Origin of the sequence: Ruegeria conchae, assembly GCF_000192475.1 — a bacterium.
GTDB classification, from domain to species: Bacteria; Pseudomonadota; Alphaproteobacteria; order Rhodobacterales; family Rhodobacteraceae; genus Ruegeria; species Ruegeria conchae.
The window spans coordinates 308,147-325,016 of the sequence record NZ_AEYW01000001.1 but is presented as its reverse complement, the minus strand read 5'-3'; the positions used below and the strand labels follow the sequence as shown (position 1 = coordinate 325,016).

Annotated in this window: 23 protein-coding genes; 9 read left to right on the top strand and 14 right to left on the bottom strand. The window is 58.9% G+C overall.

Annotated elements, in window-relative coordinates; translation table 11 throughout:
* Window positions 1-7: 7 nt before the first annotated feature.
* From G7G_RS0101765 to folK, 6 genes are all read right to left on the bottom strand, one after another.
* Complete coding sequence (locus G7G_RS0101765; protein WP_010437687.1) at window positions 8-631, bottom strand: LysE family translocator; 624 nt, start codon at window positions 629-631, stop codon at window positions 8-10.
* Complete coding sequence (locus G7G_RS0101760; RefSeq protein ID WP_010437686.1) at window positions 628-1,374, bottom strand: pyridoxine 5'-phosphate synthase; 747 nt, start codon at window positions 1,372-1,374, stop codon at window positions 628-630. The genes G7G_RS0101765 and G7G_RS0101760 overlap by 4 nt, the downstream gene beginning before the upstream one ends.
* Window positions 1,367-2,065: a DUF2062 domain-containing protein gene (locus G7G_RS0101755; RefSeq protein ID WP_010437684.1), complete on the bottom strand. Its 699-nt coding sequence runs from the start codon at window positions 2,063-2,065 to the stop codon at window positions 1,367-1,369. Before G7G_RS0101755 ends, G7G_RS0101760 begins: the two co-directional genes overlap by 8 nt.
* A 16-nt stretch (window positions 2,066-2,081) precedes the next feature.
* Window positions 2,082-4,214, bottom strand: coding sequence for a RelA/SpoT family protein (locus G7G_RS0101750; RefSeq protein ID WP_010437682.1), 2,133 nt, complete (start codon window positions 4,212-4,214; stop codon window positions 2,082-2,084).
* Window positions 4,215-4,240: 26 nt separating this feature from the next.
* Window positions 4,241-4,594 (bottom strand): DNA-directed RNA polymerase subunit omega, encoded by a 354-nt coding sequence (rpoZ, locus tag G7G_RS0101745; protein ID WP_010437681.1) that lies wholly within the window; start codon window positions 4,592-4,594, stop codon window positions 4,241-4,243.
* Window positions 4,595-4,688: 94 nt separating this feature from the next.
* The gene (folK, locus tag G7G_RS0101740; RefSeq protein WP_010437679.1) at window positions 4,689-5,270 is read right to left on the bottom strand and encodes a 2-amino-4-hydroxy-6-hydroxymethyldihydropteridine diphosphokinase; all 582 of its coding nucleotides are present in this window, start codon (window positions 5,268-5,270) and stop codon (window positions 4,689-4,691) included.
* Window positions 5,271-5,395: 125 nt separating this feature from the next.
* On the opposite strand from folK, the gene G7G_RS0101735 reads away from it, so the two are divergent.
* From G7G_RS0101735 to G7G_RS0101710, 6 genes are all read left to right on the top strand, one after another.
* On the top strand, window positions 5,396-5,971 hold the full coding sequence (locus tag G7G_RS0101735) for a LabA-like NYN domain-containing protein (protein WP_010437678.1): 576 nt from the start codon (window positions 5,396-5,398) through the stop codon (window positions 5,969-5,971).
* Window positions 5,972-6,171: 200 nt separating this feature from the next.
* A complete protein-coding gene (ispH, locus tag G7G_RS0101730; protein ID WP_010437676.1) occupies window positions 6,172-7,122 on the top strand; it encodes a 4-hydroxy-3-methylbut-2-enyl diphosphate reductase in 951 nt (316 codons plus the stop codon).
* On the top strand, window positions 7,119-7,709 hold the full coding sequence (locus G7G_RS0101725) for a class I SAM-dependent methyltransferase (protein ID WP_010437674.1): 591 nt from the start codon (window positions 7,119-7,121) through the stop codon (window positions 7,707-7,709). The genes ispH and G7G_RS0101725 overlap by 4 nt, the downstream gene beginning before the upstream one ends.
* Window positions 7,702-8,169: a ribonuclease HI gene (rnhA, locus tag G7G_RS0101720; protein WP_010437672.1), complete on the top strand. Its 468-nt coding sequence runs from the start codon at window positions 7,702-7,704 to the stop codon at window positions 8,167-8,169. The genes G7G_RS0101725 and rnhA overlap by 8 nt, the downstream gene beginning before the upstream one ends.
* The gene (locus tag G7G_RS0101715; RefSeq protein ID WP_010437671.1) at window positions 8,166-8,789 is read left to right on the top strand and encodes a trimeric intracellular cation channel family protein; all 624 of its coding nucleotides are present in this window, start codon (window positions 8,166-8,168) and stop codon (window positions 8,787-8,789) included. The genes rnhA and G7G_RS0101715 overlap by 4 nt, the downstream gene beginning before the upstream one ends.
* 24 nt (window positions 8,790-8,813) lie before the next feature.
* Entirely contained in the window at window positions 8,814-9,413 is a 600-nt protein-coding gene (locus tag G7G_RS0101710; protein ID WP_010437670.1) for a COG3904 family protein, read from the top strand.
* Here the strand turns inward: G7G_RS0101710 and speB are convergent.
* The 6 genes from speB to def (G7G_RS0101680) all read right to left on the bottom strand — a co-directional run bounded on the left by speB (window position 9,410) and on the right by def (G7G_RS0101680) (window position 12,741).
* A complete protein-coding gene (gene speB, locus G7G_RS0101705; protein WP_010437669.1) occupies window positions 9,410-10,231 on the bottom strand; it encodes an agmatinase in 822 nt (273 codons plus the stop codon). The two genes, G7G_RS0101710 and speB, sit on opposite strands and share 4 nt — an antisense overlap.
* Window positions 10,232-10,293: 62 nt before the next feature.
* A complete protein-coding gene (locus G7G_RS0101700) occupies window positions 10,294-10,530 on the bottom strand; it encodes a GlsB/YeaQ/YmgE family stress response membrane protein (RefSeq protein WP_010437667.1) in 237 nt (78 codons plus the stop codon).
* 1 nt (window position 10,531) lies between these two features.
* Window positions 10,532-10,768 carry a hypothetical protein gene (locus G7G_RS0101695; RefSeq protein ID WP_010437665.1) on the bottom strand — a complete coding sequence of 79 codons (237 nt, stop codon included), beginning with the start codon at window positions 10,766-10,768 and terminating at the stop codon, window positions 10,532-10,534.
* A 6-nt stretch (window positions 10,769-10,774) separates the two neighbouring features.
* Complete coding sequence (gene fmt / locus G7G_RS0101690; protein ID WP_010437663.1) at window positions 10,775-11,689, bottom strand: methionyl-tRNA formyltransferase; 915 nt, start codon at window positions 11,687-11,689, stop codon at window positions 10,775-10,777.
* Between the two features lie 42 nt (window positions 11,690-11,731).
* Complete coding sequence (gene def, locus G7G_RS0101685) at window positions 11,732-12,226, bottom strand: peptide deformylase (RefSeq protein WP_010437661.1); 495 nt, start codon at window positions 12,224-12,226, stop codon at window positions 11,732-11,734.
* Entirely contained in the window at window positions 12,223-12,741 is a 519-nt protein-coding gene (gene def / locus G7G_RS0101680; protein WP_010437659.1) for a peptide deformylase, read from the bottom strand. The genes def (G7G_RS0101685) and def (G7G_RS0101680) overlap by 4 nt, the downstream gene beginning before the upstream one ends.
* Before the next feature lie 94 nt (window positions 12,742-12,835).
* On the opposite strand from def (G7G_RS0101680), the gene G7G_RS0101675 reads away from it, so the two are divergent.
* Window positions 12,836-14,008 carry a MalY/PatB family protein gene (locus tag G7G_RS0101675; protein ID WP_010437656.1) on the top strand — a complete coding sequence of 391 codons (1,173 nt, stop codon included), beginning with the start codon at window positions 12,836-12,838 and terminating at the stop codon, window positions 14,006-14,008.
* A 30-nt stretch (window positions 14,009-14,038) separates the two neighbouring features.
* Window positions 14,039-14,737 (top strand): fumarylacetoacetate hydrolase family protein, encoded by a 699-nt coding sequence (locus G7G_RS0101670; protein WP_010437654.1) that lies wholly within the window; start codon window positions 14,039-14,041, stop codon window positions 14,735-14,737.
* 90 nt (window positions 14,738-14,827) lie between these two features.
* On the opposite strand, the gene G7G_RS0101665 is transcribed toward G7G_RS0101670, so the two are convergent.
* Window positions 14,828-15,181: a hypothetical protein gene (locus G7G_RS0101665; protein WP_010437652.1), complete on the bottom strand. Its 354-nt coding sequence runs from the start codon at window positions 15,179-15,181 to the stop codon at window positions 14,828-14,830.
* Between the two features lie 209 nt (window positions 15,182-15,390).
* On the opposite strand from G7G_RS0101665, the gene G7G_RS0101660 reads away from it, so the two are divergent.
* A complete protein-coding gene (locus G7G_RS0101660; protein ID WP_010437650.1) occupies window positions 15,391-16,380 on the top strand; it encodes a glutathione S-transferase family protein in 990 nt (329 codons plus the stop codon).
* On the opposite strand, the gene G7G_RS0101655 is transcribed toward G7G_RS0101660, so the two are convergent.
* Window positions 16,362-16,724, bottom strand: a complete 363-nt coding sequence (locus G7G_RS0101655) for a response regulator transcription factor (RefSeq protein ID WP_008756687.1) — start codon at window positions 16,722-16,724, stop codon at window positions 16,362-16,364. The genes G7G_RS0101660 and G7G_RS0101655 overlap by 19 nt on opposite strands.
* Window positions 16,725-16,870 lie beyond the last annotated feature (146 nt).

Sequence of the window (16,870 nt, the reverse complement as noted above, 5' to 3'; positions counted from 1 at the left end):
CCAGAGGTCATGACAAGCGCACCGTGAGGATCTTGTAGCTGGCGACGCCAAAGAAGCCCGCGAAGGCGAAATCAAACCAGCGGCGGGCACTTCGATAGGCGTTGACCATCCGAGCAGACGAAAACAGAAAGGCGTAGCCGATGAAGATCAGCAGCGACCCTGCATAGAGCATGGCGAAATAGCCCAGCAGCATAGCAAGGCTGGCATCATTGGGCGCGACGATGGCGTAGATCGAGCCCCAGCTGAGGATCGCCTTGGGGTTGGTCAGGTGGATAGCCGCCCCTTTGGCGAAGATGGTGGACAGAGTGCCGGTGACCGGGTTGCCCAAAGCAACCTCATCCGAGGACAGCGCGCGGCGCAGGGCCTTCAACGCCAGCCAGCCCAGATAAGCGACACCGATATAGCGGATCACCTCAAACACCCAGACATTGGCCAGCATGATCGCCGACAGACCCAAAGCGGCAGCTATGCCCCATGCCGCGGAGCCCGCGCAGATGCCCAGCGCGAACGCGAGCCCGGCGGTGCGGCCTTCGTTCATCGCAGTACCCGCGATGCCCATGGTGGCAGGGCCCGGCGAGCCCCCGGCCATCAGCCAGGCAATCCAGATCGCCACAAAACCAGGGGTGATCATGCCCGCGCCTCGTCCATCAGGCGGCGCATTTCGTGGACCGCTGGTGTAAGGCCGCGGAAGATGGCCTCGCCGATCAGGAAGTGGCCGATATTCAGCTCGCGCACTTCGGGGAAGGCGGCGACGGGTTGCACAGTGTCGTAGGTCAGGCCATGACCCGCGTGGACCTCAAGGCCTAGTGAATGGGCATAGGCGGACATTTCGCGCAGGGCTTCGAGCTCGCGCGCGGATTCGTCCGGTTTGCCCTCGGCATGGAAATCGCAATAGGCGCCGGTGTGCAGCTCGATCACCTCGGCCCCGATGCGATGGGCGGCGTCGATCTGGCGCTGATCTGCGGCGATGAAAATCGACACGCGGCAACCGGCGTCGCGCAAGGGCGCAATGAAATGGGCCAGCTTGTTTTCTTCGCGCGCGACTTCGAGCCCGCCTTCGGTTGTACGTTCCTCGCGCTTTTCGGGAACGATGCAGACAGCGTGTGGCTTATGGCGCAGGGCGATTTTCTGCATCTCGTCCGTCGCGGCCATCTCGAAGTTTAGCGGTACCGACAAGATGTCCATCAACCCGTCGATATCGGCATCCGAGATGTGGCGGCGATCTTCTCGCAGATGTGCTGTGATGCCATCGGCCCCGGCCTCTTCCGCGATCCGGGCGGCGCGTAGTGGGTCGGGATAGGCCCCGCCGCGCGCATTCCGCACGGTGGCTACGTGGTCAATATTCACGCCCAGACGCAAACGGTTGTCAGACATCTTTCGAATCCTTCATTGTCCCTGAAGACGAGCCTAGTGGGTTTGTCACTGAAACGTCAGCCTCTGCCTGTGCCAAACGCTTGATTTGTTCAAACTTTGCTTTGATCCTGGAGCGGCGGCGCTGCTGGTATGTGCGGATCAGCGGCAGGCTGAGATAGCCGCAGACAACACCGGCCACAATGCCCGGAATGACACCGCCAACCATGTAAGGAAAGAACACATCGTCATAGAAGCGGCTGAGCCCATGCCAGTCAGCTTCGCGACCGGTGAACATCGCAATGCAATTGTCTTTGAGATCACCCATCGCATCGGCGAATTTCCCCATCAACCCGTGCGTGTCGTGCTCACGATATCGGGTACCCAACAGGAAATGCCCGGTTTGCAAGCTCACCACCCCGATCGGCACATAGGTCAGAGGATTGCCGAAGAATGTTCCGCTGAGGGCAGCCAATATGTTGCCATTGAGCAATCGAGCCAGCACGGCGGCGACGAGAAAATGCAAACCATAAAATGGTGTAAACGAGGCAAACACCCCTGCCCCGATGCCACGCGCGATGCGTTCAGGGGTGTCAGGCAGGCGGCGCACCCGATGTTTGACATAGTGAAAGGCACGGGTCCAACCGCCGCGCGGATAGACAAACTCTGACGCAACTTGGACAGGCGAGCGGCGATCTCGGCGCTTGAAAACCACTCGTGATCACCCCTTCTCAGCCAGCCGCGACGGCAGTTTTTTTGCTTTCCCGATACCGTTCGACTGCGGCAACATCGCTTTCTGCCTCAAGCATAAGCATCAGCGAATGCAGTTGTTCAAGATCGCGCAGTTCGACGTTGATCATCAGACGGTAAAAATCCGGTTTTCGGTCGACAAATTCGAGGTTCGAGATATTGGCCTTTTTCTCGCCGATCAATGTGCAAATACGCCCCAGGACCCCGGCATCGTTACCGATAGTCAGATCAAGCGTCGCTCCATAGACAGCTGGGTGCGTGCCCGCATGCCAGTGCAGATCGACCCAGCGCTCGGGTTCATCTTCGAACTCGGTCAGACGGTCGCAGTCGATGGCGTGCACCTCAACGCCCCTGCCGCGATATGTGATGCCAACGATGCGTTCACCCGGCAATGGCTGACAACAAGGCGCACGGTCGAATTTCTGGCCGGGCTCAAGCCCGATCACAGCGCGGCGGGGCGAAATCGCGTCGCCATCGTCCTTGGTGAGCTCGGGATATACAGCCTCGACCACCTCATGGGCGGTCAGTTCGGCGCTGCCCAGACGGGCCAACAATTCGTGTCGGTCTTTCAACCTCAGGTGTTTTGCAGCGGTATCCAATGCCTTGTCGGTGGCCTTACGCCCGACATTTTCGAACCCCGCACGTGCCAGTTCCTTGCCCAGCTTGATGAAACGTTCCCGGTCAACCTCACGCAAGGCGCGGCGGATCGAGGTGCGGGCTTTGCCGGTGACTGCGATCTCAAGCCACGTGACCTGTGGGCTCTGGCCATCGGCGGTGATGATATCCACCGACTGTCCGTTCTTGAGCCGGGTCCAAAGTGGTACACGAATTCCGTCCACCTTGGCGCCAACACAGGCATGCCCGATACGGGTGTGGATCGCATAAGCAAAATCGATCGGTGTTGCCCCGCGCGGCAGTTTCACCACGTCGCCCTTAGGGGTGAAACAGAACACCTGGTCCGAATACATTTCGAGCTTGACCGCTTCGAGGAAGTCTTCGTGATCATCTTCGCTGTCGAACTGTTCCGTCAGGTTTGCGATCCATTTGGCCGGGTCCACGGCAAAAGGGTTTTCGGACCGGACACCATCGCGATAGGACCAGTGTGCCGCCACGCCGGTTTCGGCCACGTCGTGCATCTGACGGGTGCGGATCTGAACCTCGACCCGTTTACCGTCGCGCCCGGACACAGTCGTGTGGATCGAGCGGTAACCGTTCGATTTCGGCTGGCTGATATAGTCCTTGAACCGACCCGGCACCGCGCGCCAGCGCTGGTGGATCGCGCCGAGGGTGCGATAGCAGTCTTCCTCGGACCCGGTAATGATACGGAACCCATAGATGTCGGACAGGCGCGAGAAGCCTTGGTCTTTCTCCTGCATCTTGCGCCAGATCGAATAGGGTTTCTTGGCACGGCCAAAGACTTCGGCCTCGATCCCGGCTTTTTCCAGCTCGTGCCGCATGTCGCCGGTGATGCGGTGGATCACGTCGCCGGTTTCACGCTGCAAGGTGATGAAGCGGCGGATGATCGACTGGCGGCCTTCGGGATTCAGGACACGAAAGGCGAGATCTTCCAGTTCCTCGCGCATCCATTGCATCCCCATGCGACCTGCAAGCGGTGCGTAGATGTCCATCGTCTCGCGCGCTTTTTGCACCTGCTTTTCGGGGCGCATCGCCTTGATGGTGCGCATATTGTGCAGACGGTCGGCGAGCTTGACCAGAATGACCCTCAGGTCCTTGGACATGGCCATGAACAGTTTGCGGAAGTTTTCGGCCTGCTTGGTCTCGCGGCTGGAAAGCTGCAGGTTGGTCAGCTTGGTGACGCCATCGACCAGCTTGGCGACCTCATCGCCGAACAGTTCGGAAACCTTGCCATAGCTGGCCTTGGTGTCTTCGATCGTGTCGTGCAGCAGGGCCGTTATGATGGTCGCATCATCCAGACGCTGTTCGGTCAGGATGGCGGCAACGGCAACAGGGTGCGAGAAATAGGGCTCGCCAGAGTGGCGGAACTGCCCTTCATGCATCTGAAGGCCAAATTCATAGGCCCGTTCGATGCGCTCGGCATTTGTCTTGGGATTGTAATTGCGGACCAGCGCAATCAGGTCTTCTGCTGAAATCATCCGGTCCGCACCTTTGTCGTTGGGGCTTACCCCTGGCCCTGAGCCTCCATCAGCGCGCGCAGGAGCTTTTCTTCCGACATGTCGTCATCCGCAGGCTTGTCGGATTCCGCACCCATCAGCAGCGCCATCTGATCTTCTTCGGGCTCATCAACCTCGATCTGGGTCTGGTTGGCCTCGATCAGACGCTCGCGCAGTTCATCAGCGCTTTGAGTTTCATCGGCGATTTCGCGCAGCGAGACAACGGGGTTCTTGTCGTTGTCGCGATCAACAGTGATCGGGCCACCGGCGGAAATCTCGCGCGCCCGGTGGGCTGCAAGCATCACCAGTTCGAACCGGTTCGGGACCTTGTCTACACAATCTTCGACCGTAACGCGGGCCATGGGGCGCTCTCCGTAAATGAATCCGTGGCAGGAAGGGGTTTATCTAAGCGCGAATCCCCGCCTTGACAAGCAGGAAATGCCGCGAATGCGAGGATCACAGAGGCTTAACCTCTACCACATCCTCGCGTGGCAGTGCGGCAACCATCTGCGTGACTGTCTTGTCCAGTACTGGATGGCGCCAATCGGGGGTAACATCTGCCATCGGCACCAACACAAATGCGCGGTCCTGCAGACGTGGATGCGGCAGGATCAAGTGTTCCGGAGCGGATATGGCCTGTTTTTCATGCGGAAGGGTTAGCCAGCGGTGATATTCCACATCATCCGGTAGCACCAAATCGTCCCAACAGACCAGATCAAGGTCCAGCGTGCGCATCCCCCAACGTTGTTCGCGGGCGCGCTCGAAATCATGTTCGATACGGTGCAGCAGCGCTAGGACCTCGTGCGGGCTCTGATCCGTTTCAATCGAAACCGCCGCATTAACGTAGTCTGGCCCGGCCCCCGCAGGAAAGCAGGGCGTGGCAAAAAACCGACTTTTTGCGCGAATCACCAAGCCTGCCTCGGCCATTGCGACCAATGATTGCTCAAGTGTCACCTTGGGCCCATTACCTCTCAGACTGAGATTTGCACCAAGGGCAATGACCGCTTTTGACAAAGATTTGTCCACTTCGAACCCCATATTCGGAACAGAGAATGCTTGCGATGTAGGCAAAAAGGCCTATTTTAGAGGCACCATTGCACTGACCAATTCATTTTCACTCACGGAGCTCACGGTGCGGTGGCTTATACCGGAAGGACCATTTTATGTTTTACAAGGACGAACGGCTAGCGCTGTTCATCGACGGCTCGAATCTTTATGCAGCCGCCAAAGCACTGGGGTTTGACATCGACTACAAGTTGCTGCGCCAAGAATTCATGCGCAGAGGCAAACTGCTTAGAGCTTTCTACTACACAGCGCTACTGGAAAATGACGAGTATTCGCCGATTAGACCTTTGGTGGACTGGCTGCATTACAACGGCTTCACCATGGTCACCAAGCCGGCCAAAGAATACACCGACAGCATGGGGCGTCGGAAAGTCAAAGGAAACATGGACATCGAGTTGACCGTTGATGCCATGGAACTGGCACCACGTGTAGATCATATCGTGCTGTTCTCGGGCGATGGGGATTTCCGCCCGCTGATTGCCAGCCTGCAGCGTCAGGGCGTGCGCGTTTCGGTTGTCTCGACCATTCGCAGCCAGCCACCGATGATTTCGGACGAGCTGCGCCGTCAGGCCGACAACTTTATCGAGCTGGAGGACCTGCGCGACGTGATCGGAAGACCTCCACGCGAGATGCCGCTTGAACCGCGCAGCGTCGCCGCTGCAGGCGGTCAGTAACACCAAGCCCGATTACCCACTCACGATGTGGGGCGATGAAATGTACGGCCAGGGCTAAAAGCCCTGGCCGCGCTACTTTTAAAGGGATAGGTGCTAAAAACATTCCTTTTCTAACAGCGATTCATGTCAGGTAAATGACGTGCTGCTGTCTGGACCATGGCAATGAAAAGACCTAGGTGTCTCGGGCAAGGAGACCGCCCATGACCAAGCCACCACTTATATTGTATCTTGCCGCCCCACGCGGGTTTTGCGCCGGAGTGGATCGGGCCATCAAGATCGTTGAAATGGCTCTGCAGAAATGGGGCGCGCCGGTCTATGTGCGTCACGAGATCGTGCATAACAAATTCGTTGTAGATGGGCTGCGCGCCAAGGGTGCGGTGTTCGTCGAAGAACTGGACGAATGCCCAAACGACCGCCCAGTGATATTTTCCGCCCACGGTGTACCAAAATCCGTACCTGCCACTGCCGCCCGGCGCGAGATGATCTATGTCGACGCCACCTGTCCGCTAGTGTCTAAGGTGCATGTCGAGGCGCAGCGCCACGCCGATGCCGGGCTGCAGATGATCATGATCGGTCACAAAGGCCATCCCGAAACCATCGGCACCATGGGACAACTGCCTGAAGGTGAGGTGCTGCTAGTCGAAACGGTTGAGGATGTGTCGCAGGTTGCTGTGCGGGATCCCGATAAACTGGCTTTTGTCACCCAAACCACTCTGTCGGTGGATGACACAAAGGATATCATTGCAGCGCTGGAGGCCCGGTTCCCCGCCATCGTTGGGCCGCATAAAGAAGACATCTGCTATGCAACCACCAACCGGCAGGAAGCGGTAAAAGCGGTTGCGCCGAAATCCGACGCGCTGCTGGTGGTCGGAGCGCCGAATTCGTCAAACTCACGCCGTCTGGTCGAGGTCGCCTCACGTGCGGGCTGCAACTATGCACAGCTTGTCCAACGCGCGACTGAGATCGATTGGCGGGCGCTGGAGGGTATCGCGAGCGTTGCGGTTACTGCAGGGGCCTCTGCCCCCGAAGTATTGGTGAACGAGGTTATCGAAGCCTTCCGCGACCATTATGACGTGACCGTCGAGCTGGTCGAAACCGCGACAGAAAACGTAGAGTTCAAAGTGCCGCGTGTTTTGAGGGAACCTGCATGACTCAGGACAAACGCACGATTGACGCCTACACTGCCCGGGTCGCCGATTATCTGAAAATCCCCCTGCCCCCCGAACAGCTTGAGGCCCGGCAGGCCTTTGCGGATGCGGTCGAGGCGGGCGGATATGTTTTGGATCTGGGCTCGGGGCCCGGATCGGACAGCGCGTTTTTGATGCGCCAAGGGCTAAAGGTGCGGGCGCTGGATGCCACGCCGGCCTTTGTCGAACACGCACGCGACAATGGCGTCGATGCCTATCTAGGCACTTTCGATGACGTCACCGAGGCCGAGGAATACGACGGCGTTTATGCCAGCTTTTCGCTACTGCATGCGCCCCGATCCGATTTCCCGCGTCATCTAAGCGCAATCCACACGGCACTGAAATCCGGCGGTCAGTTGTTTTTGGGCATGAAGCTTGGAACGGGTGAGCATCGCGACGATATTAACCGCTATTATACCTATTATACTCAGCCCGAGATAGAAGAGACTCTGACCACGGCCGGGTTCACCATCGACCGCACCGTGCAGGGGATCGGCAAAGGTCTCGCCGGGTCTTATGACGGGTTCATTCTGGTGTTTGCCCATGCCTGATTTGTTTGCCTATACCGATGGCGCCTGTTCCGGCAATCCCGGTCCCGGTGGCTGGGGCGTGCTGCTACGCGCGATGGATGGTGATACCGTTCTGAAAGAGCGCGAATTGAATGGCGGAGAGGCCGAGACCACCAACAACCGGATGGAACTGTTGGCTGCGATCAGCGCGCTGGAAACGCTAGAGCGAGCATCTGTGATCACCATCGTCACCGACAGCGCCTATGTAAAAAACGGCGTCACCGGCTGGATTTTCGGTTGGAAGCGAAATGGCTGGAAGACCTCGAACAAGAAGCCGGTCAAGAATGTTGATCTGTGGCAGCGGCTGGATGAGGCGCAAGAGCGGCATCAGGTGACTTGGGAATGGGTCAAGGGTCACGCAGGCCACCCCGAGAATGAGCGCGCGGATGAACTAGCGCGTGCGGGCATGGCACCGTTTAAGCCCAAAAAGGAGCAGGCGTGAGCGGGCTTGCCCTGCTGGATTATGCCTCGGTTCTGGTCTTTGCGCTGACCGGGGCCTTGGTCGCCAGCCGGGCGCAGCTGGATCTGGTGGGGTTTGCCTTCATCGCCTGCCTGACAGCGGTGGGCGGCGGCACGGTGCGCGACCTGCTGCTGGATCGACATCCCGTGTTTTGGGTCGGGCAACCCGACTATATCCTGATTGCCTGTGGCGCGGCAGTGCTGGTGTTCTTCACCGCGCATCTGGTGGAAAGCAGGTATAATTGGCTGGTTTGGCTGGACAGCTTTGCCCTGTCCATCGCCGTGGCTGCAGGAACGGGTGCGGCCCTTTCGCTGGGACAGACCGGCGTCATTGTGGTGCTGATGGGTGTGACCACCGGTTGCCTCGGCGGGCTGATGCGCGATGTGGTCTGCAACGAGGTGCCGCTGGTGCTGAAACAGGGTCAGCTTTATGTTTCCTGCGCCTTTGCCGGTGCCCTGACAGCGGTATTGGCGGCTCAGCTTGGGTTAACCGGCCTGCCTGCATTGGGGCTATGCGCCTTGGTCTGCTGGTCGCTGCGGGCCGGATCGCTGCTGTTCGGTTGGCAGTTGCCGGTTTACAAGGCCCGACCGCCTCGGCAATAGGGTACAAACAGACACGAGAACGCTATGACCCCCCAACTTTCATTTCTTGCGGCAACGCTGCTGCTGGCGGCTTGTGCAGATCACTACACCCCGGTCACATTCAGGACCGAAGGGGATCAGATCGTGGCGTCTGGTACGATCGACCACACAACGCTCAGCGCGTTTGAAGAGGTGATGGACGAAAACCCAGGGACCAAGACACTGGTACTGCAAAATATCGAAGGCTCGGTGGATGATGACTCGAATGTGGTCTTCAGCCGCGTAGTGCGCGAGGAAGGGTTCAATACGGTCGTACCATCAAACGGTTTGGTCGCCTCTGGCGGAACTGACCTGTTTCTGGCCGGTAACCGGCGGGTGCTGGAACCCGGCGCCTGTGTGGGGGTTCACAGTTGGGGTGGTGGAGGTTACGTGGCCGCGGAACTGCCCGAAGGTCATCCTGAACATGACCGGTATCTTGATTATTTCGCAGATATCGGCATCGACCCGGACTTCTACTGGTTCACGCTGGATGCCGCATCCGAGGATGAAATGCACTGGATGACCGCATCCGAGGCGAACCGATACGACATGACAACGAGCGCGGCCCCAAGACTTGGGACCGCCGCAATCTGCGATGAGCGCTAGCGCGTCAGCAGCCGTGCGCCGATCTCTTTGACGAATTTCGCCGCCACCATGGCGGTCATTCCATAGGGGTCGCGGTGTGGGTTTAATTCGACAATATCCGCGCCGACCAGTTGACCCTTGAACCGATGGATCAGGTCGATCACCTCACGCGTGCTAAGACCGCCGGGTTCGTGATGCGAAACGCCCGGAGCAAAGGCCGGGTCCAGCGCGTCGAGGTCCAATGACAAGTAAACCGGCCCGTCAAAACTGATCTCCAGATCTGCGCGCCAGTTGCGCATGTCGATCACCTCGACCCCGAATTTGTCGGCCTGTTCCTGCTGATGCGCGTTCATGGTGCGGATGCCGATCTGTACGAGGCGCTTGATCTTGCCGGTCTCCATCACCCGGGCAAACGGGCAGCCATGGCCCAGCGGACCGATCTGCTGGCTGTCATAGAGGTCAGGGTGGCTGTCGATATGCAGGATATTCAACCCCTCATACCGATCCGCATGCGCCTTGATCAGCGGGTACGCAACCGAATGATCGCCGCCCAGTGACAACAACCGCGCGCCGGTTTCGATCCGGGTAGCCGCGCCTGCTTCGATACGATCAATGGGCTCTTGCCCCATCATCTCGAACACATCCAGATCGCCGGTATCTTTGAAGCGCTCGGTTGCGCCCAGATCGGTGCCATCTTCGGCGGTCAGATTGGCCGCGCCGGAATGCAGCGCCTCGCGGATGCGGCCCGGCGCAAAGGCGGGGCCTTGCAGGAACGAGGAATGCAGGTCCAGAGGCACCCCCATCAGGGCGACGTCACCTTTGGTCAGATCATGCGACATGAGAGGCCTTTCAACAAAAAATTGCCCGGACATTGGTCGCAGATCACGGTCGGGTCAAGCGCTCAGCGCCGTATGTATGTCTGCCAGATCCAGATCACCAAAAGCGCCCCCAGAACGGCCCCGACAAACCCTGAGAGCCATCCCATCACGGTGATGAGCGTGCGCAGGACCAAGCCGCCCACCAAAGCGCCGACGATGCCGATCAGCATGGTGGTTGGAATGTCGGCCTCGATCCGCATCAGGCGGGTGGCGAGGAACCCTGCGGCGGCTCCGACGATGATCAGGGCGATGATCGGCATGTCATTTCCTCCAATGGGTGGGCACGATGATCAACGCACCGATCGATGACAACACCGCGTCCAGCCCCGGCGGGCCAAAGCTGATGCCGAACATGATGCGAACGAAATAGAACAGGAAGGCACCACCCACGCAGATGATGATCGATTGCAGATAGCCGTTATGGGTAAAGCCGGTCTGTTCAGACAGATAGCCAACAATCCCGGCAATCACGACCGTGCCCATCATGATCATGAACATTTAGGCTTACTCCGATGACAGGCGGGTGCCGACCGGGATGGGCCAGCCCCGCAGAAAAGTTTCCCTATCCTGCGCGCCCTTGCCTGCCCTTTGCAAGCGCAGCAGCTCAACCGCGCCTTCGCCACAGGCCACGCACAGGTGGTCATCCAGCACCTCGCCGGGCGTGCCCTGCCCTTCGGCCAGCCGCGAGGCCAGCAGCTTGATCCGGTCGCCCTCGACTTCGGTCCATGCGCCGGGAAATGGGGAGAGACCACGGATTTTTCGATCTACTTCGGGTGCGGGGGCCGACCAGTCGATCCGCGCCTCGGCTTTGTCGATCTTGGCGGCGTAGGTCACGCCGTCCTCGGGCTGCGGGTCCGGTGTAAGGCCGTGCAGTTCGGCCAGAGCCTCAACGATCAGAGCCGCTCCCATGTCCGACAGGCGGTCATGGAGTTGCGCGGTGGTTTCCTCGATGCCGATCTCGGTGGCCTCGCGCAGCAGAACGGGGCCGGTGTCCAGCCCGGCCTCCATCTGCATGATGCAGATGCCGGTCTGCGCATCGCCCGCCATGATTGCGCGATGGATCGGGGCGGCCCCGCGCCAGCGCGGCAGCAGGCTGGCGTGGATGTTCAAGCAGCCGTGGGTGGGTACATCAAGGATCGGCTGTGGCAGGATCAGGCCATAAGCCACGACTACCGCCACATCAGCGTTCAACGTTGCAAATCTATCCTGTTCTTCGGGCGTTTTCAGCGAGGTCGGATGGCGCACCTCCAGTCCCAGCGCCTCGCCCCTTGCGTGGACCGGAGGCGGGCGGTCTTTCTTACCGCGACCAGCGGGGCGTGGCGGTTGGCAATAGACGGCGACGATTTCGTGTCCTGCCTTGACGAGTGCGTTTAGAACGGGGACCGAGAAATCGGGGGTTCCCATGAAGATTATGCGCATCGTCGGCTCCGAAGGTGTTGGGGTGCCGGGCTGAAGCCCAGCCTACGTGGATTTGCGCGCCTTGCGCAGCAGCATGTCGCGTTTGACCTTGCTGAGCCGGTCGAAATACATCCGCCCGTTCAGGTGGTCGATCTGGTGCTGTACGCTGGTGGCTTCGATGCCGACGAAATCGCGGCGGTCGATCTGGCCCTGTTCGTTAAGAAATTTCACTGTCACTGCGCGCGGGCGTTTTACCTTGGCGGACACGCCGGGCAAGTTCGGGCTGGCCTCGTTATGTTCACGCAGCTCAACCGAGCTGCGCAGAATCTCGGGGTTGGCCAGTCGCACAGCTTTGCCCCGCTGGGTCGAGCCATCCACGACAGCCAGCCGCAGCATCACTCCGATCTGCGGCGCAGCGAGGCCAACACCCGGCATAGCCTCCATCGTATCGATCATGTCATCCCAGATGGTGCGGATGTCGTCGGTGATCTCGGGGACGTCCTCGGCCTTGGTGCGCAGACGTTTATCGGGCCACGGCAGGCAGGTCCGCACCGTCATGTGCGGGCCTTTTCGCGCTTGAGCTTCTGCATCTTACGCGTGATCATCTGACGCTTGAGCGGTTTGAGATAGTCGATGAACAGCTTACCGTTCAGATGGTCGATCTCGTGCTGCACACAAGTCGCCCAGAGATCATCAAAGGTTTCCTGCTGCAGATTACCGTCACGGTCCAGCCAGGTGACATCAACCGTCTTCGGGCGCGTGACTTCGGCATATTGCTCAGGGATCGACAGGCAGCCTTCTTCGTAGACGTTGGTCTCGTCCGAGGAGGCGATGACCTCGGGGTTGAACATCACCAGTGGACGCGGGGCCTCACCTTCTTCTTTGACACAGTCCACCACGATCAGCCGGTCGAGCACACCGATCTGCGGCGCAGCAAGGCCAATGCCGGGCGCGTCATACATCGTCTCCAGCATGTCATCGGCCAGTTTGCGCAGGTCGTCGGTGATGTCGGCCACCGGCTCGCAGACCTTTTTCAGGCGGGGATCGGGATGGATCAGGATATTGCGTTTCATGGGGCTGATTTAGGCCATCGTGCCCGCCTCCGCAACGCCCCCCTTGCACCTGATGGATTTGTGGTTAGCTTTCGCCTCGACAGATGGAGATGACATGACTTTCAACGACCTGATCGACCGCCGGGGCACCAATTCTTCGAAATGGGACAAGATGGAGCAGCTCTATGGTGTCTCGCCCGAGGATGGGCTGGCCATGTGGACGGCTGATTCCGACTATGCCACCGCCCCTTGCGTGATCGAAGCAGTGCGCAAGGCCGCCGGTCATGGCGCGTTTGGCTATTCTTGGACGCACCCGGATTATCTGAACGCGATTCAGTGGTGGATGAAGACCCGCCACAATTGGGAGATCGATACCGATTGGGTGCTGACCTCACAGGGTCTGGGCAATGCGATTGCCCTGTGTCTGGATGTCTGGAGCGAGCCGGGTGATGGCGTCGTTATATTCACGCCCGTTTACCATGAATTTGCCCATAAGGTGAACAAATCGGGCCGTCGCGTGGTGGAATGCCCTCTGGTACGTGACGGCGACAGCTATGCGCTTGATCTGGACGATGCGCAGTCTCGGCTGGACGGTTCGGAAAAGCTGCTGTTGTGGTGCTCACCGCAGAACCCTTCGGGTCGGGTTTGGACACCGGATGAGCTGCGTGCGGTAGCAGCTTTTGCAGAACGTAACGGACTGATCCTGGTTTCGGATGAGATTCACCACGATCTGGTTTATCCAGGCAATACCTTCGTGCCGATGGATGTGGCTGCTCCGGATGCGCGCCCATGGACCGTGACGCTGACCGCCGCATCAAAGACTTTCAACATCGCCGGTCAGCGCACCGGCAACATGATCATTCCCGACGCTAAGCTGCGGGCCGAGATGCGGCACCGGATCACAACGCTGGACTATGACCCCAGCGCACTGGGGGTGGCGATGATTACCGCCGCCTATTCGCCGGAAGGTGCAAAATGGGTCGATGAACAGGTCGCTCATCTGGATGCCAACCGGAAGCTCTTTGATACGGCCATCGCCGAGATTCCGGGCCTGTGGTCGATGCCGCTACAGGCGACCTATCTGGCCTGGGTCGATTTCTCTGGCACCGGGATGAGCCATGATGAATTTGTCCTCCGCCTGCGCGACGATGCGCGGATCGCGACATCTTCAGGTCCCGGCTTCGGCACCGGAGGAGAAACCTTCGAGCGGTTCAATCTGGCCACGCAACGCGCGCGGGTGGAAGAGGCTTGCGCCCGCCTCAAACGCGCCTTTGGCGATTTGCAATAATCCCCGTCCGAGAACGAACGGAGCCACATCATGCCCAACCAACTTTTTGCGCTTCCGGACATCCCGAGCATCCCGGTACAGGGGGAGCAGGCGACCTATCCGATCGGGCGGATTTTCTGCGTGGGTCGCAATTATGCCGCCCACGCCGCCGAAATGGGGCATGAGGTGGATCGTCAGGCGCCATTCTATTTCACCAAATCCGCGCCCAACGCGGTTTTGACAGGTGCACATGTGGCTTATCCTGCGGGAACCGAGAATTATCATCACGAAATGGAACTGGCCGTTGCAATCGGCAAACCGGTCTTCCAGGCCACGGCTGCACAGGCCCACGCGGCGATCTTTGGCTACGGGTGCGCTTTGGACATGACGCGCCGCGACCTGCAGATCCGAGAGCGCAACAAACAGCGTCCCTGGGATCTGGGCAAGGATGTGGAAAGCGGCGCGGTCTTCGCCCCGCTGACCCGCGCCGATCATTGGAGCCCATCGGATGACAAGCGCATCTATCTCAGCGTCAATGGGCAGGTGAAACAGGACGCCACTTTGTCCGAGCTGGTTTGGAAGATTGATGAACTGATCTGCCATCTCTCGGGTTTCTATCATTTGCGCCCCGGCGATCTGATCCTGACCGGCACACCCGCTGGGGTCGGGCCCGTGGTCGCCGGAGACCGAATCGAAGGCGGTATCGATGGTCTGTTCCCGGTGCACCTGACCCTGACGGCCCACGACTAATCGTCCGGCCCGATACCTGAAAATCTTGTGGCACCATTACCGCCCGAGCGTCGACTGCGCGTCGGTGCCACAGGTCAATCGGTGAGCGTGTCAGTCGCGGTTTTCAAGCAGTGCGATAGGTGCATCCGGCGCGCGGTAGAAATCCAGCGGGGCCTTGTCGGCTGCCACAGTGCTGCGCTTGAACTCATAGCGCATCTCTCCCACCGCTTCTTCATCTGCGATGATCAGGCACTGATACATGTGATTGGCACCGTCATAGATATCGACGAGCCCACGCAGGCGTGGCGTGGTTTCGGCCTCGACGGTGAAACCATCCTTCCACAATGTGAGAATCTTGAAGCTATTGTCGCCAAACTCCACCCGCAAACGGCTGGATTTCTTCAATGTAGCGATTCGGGCGGCATCCAATTCAGCGCGAATTTCCTTAGAAACATATGTACTCATAATAAACTTCCCCCAGAACTTTCTTTATTGTGGACCAGCTTGTGTAAAAATCCAGTGAACTGTCTCACTTGGACCCGAGATTTACGATCTGTTGCGCAGGTGTCCCGATGACACTGTGCGCGGATGCAGGTCAGTTGCGCGCGCGGTGAAATAGGAACCTGAGCCGCAACAGCCTATCTTTGTCTCAATCGCAATGCGGAGGAATGACGATGGGCCTGCTTGTCGACGGCGTTTGGCATGACACCTGGTATGATACCAAATCCACTGGCGGGGCGTTCAAACGTTCGGCCGCACAGTTTCGCAACTGGATCACCGCCAATGGGGCACCTGGCCCCTCGGGGCGTGGCTGTTTTGAGGCGGAGAGCGGGCGATATCATCTGTATGTCTCTCACGCCTGCCCCTGGGCGCATCGCACGCTGATCTTTCGCGAGTTGAAGGGGTTGCGAGAACACATCTCAGTCTCGGTGGTACATCCGGATATGCTGGATAAAGGCTGGACCTTTGAGACAGACGACCATGGAGCGACAGGAGACAAACTGTTCGGACATGACTTTGCCCATCAGATCTATACCCGTGCCGACCCCAACTATTCAGGCCGCGTGACGGTGCCGATCCTGTGGGACAAAGTGGAAAAGACCATCGTCTCGAACGAAAGCTCGGAAATCATCCGCATGTTCAATTCGGCTTTCAACGGGATCACCGGCAACACCGACGACTACTGGCCCGAGGCGATGCGGGACGAGATCGAAGAGGTCAACGCGCGCATCTATTCCGATGTTAATAACGGGGTATACAAATGCGGCTTCGCCACCTCGCAAGAGGCGTATGACGCGGCCATTGGCCCTCTGTTCGACACGCTGGACTGGCTTGAGGATCGTCTGTCACGCAACCGCTATCTGATGGGTGACCGCGTGACCGAGGCCGACTGGCGCTTGTTCACCACTCTGATCCGGTTCGACCCGGTTTATCACCTGCATTTCAAATGCAACAAACGGCGGCTGGTGGATTACCCGAACCTCTGGGCCTTTACCCGAGAGCTGTATCAGTGGCCCTGCGTGGCCGAGACGGTGAACATGAACCACATTGTGCGCCACTATCACTACAGCCACGATAGCATCAATCCGCATCGGATCACTCCGGTGAACCCAGAGCTGGATTATTCAGAACCCCATGGACGGGATCAGCGCCCGGCGGCGTAGTGCTCGACCATTGCTGCCAGATCCTCGGGCGGGGTGGAGCTTTGCACATAGGCGCATGCATTCGCACTATGGGCAAAGATGGACCCGTCCGAGAAGAATGTGGTGTTGGTGACAAAGATCACCCGCGCCTCGGGCCTGCGATAGCTTGCAAAATCGGCAACCGCCAAGGCGCTGCCGGTTTCCAGAACCAGATCCAACACGATGATATCGAAGGCTGTGCCATAGAGCGCCAATATTGCAGCCTCTTGCGTCTCAACCAAAGTGACCTCGGCCTCCTGCCTTTGCAGATGCCGTTGCCAGACCCGACCTAGATCGGGGTTACTCTCAACAATTAGTACTTTCATTTGCAACAACCTCGGCACGTGATATGGGTGAGTGGTGCCGACCCCTGTTGTCCGTGATCACGCGATTTCCTTAACAAAGTGTTAACAGCGCCAGCACAGGGCCGTGAACTGGCGGATTCGCTTGTATGAGCGGCAAAAATCCGCTT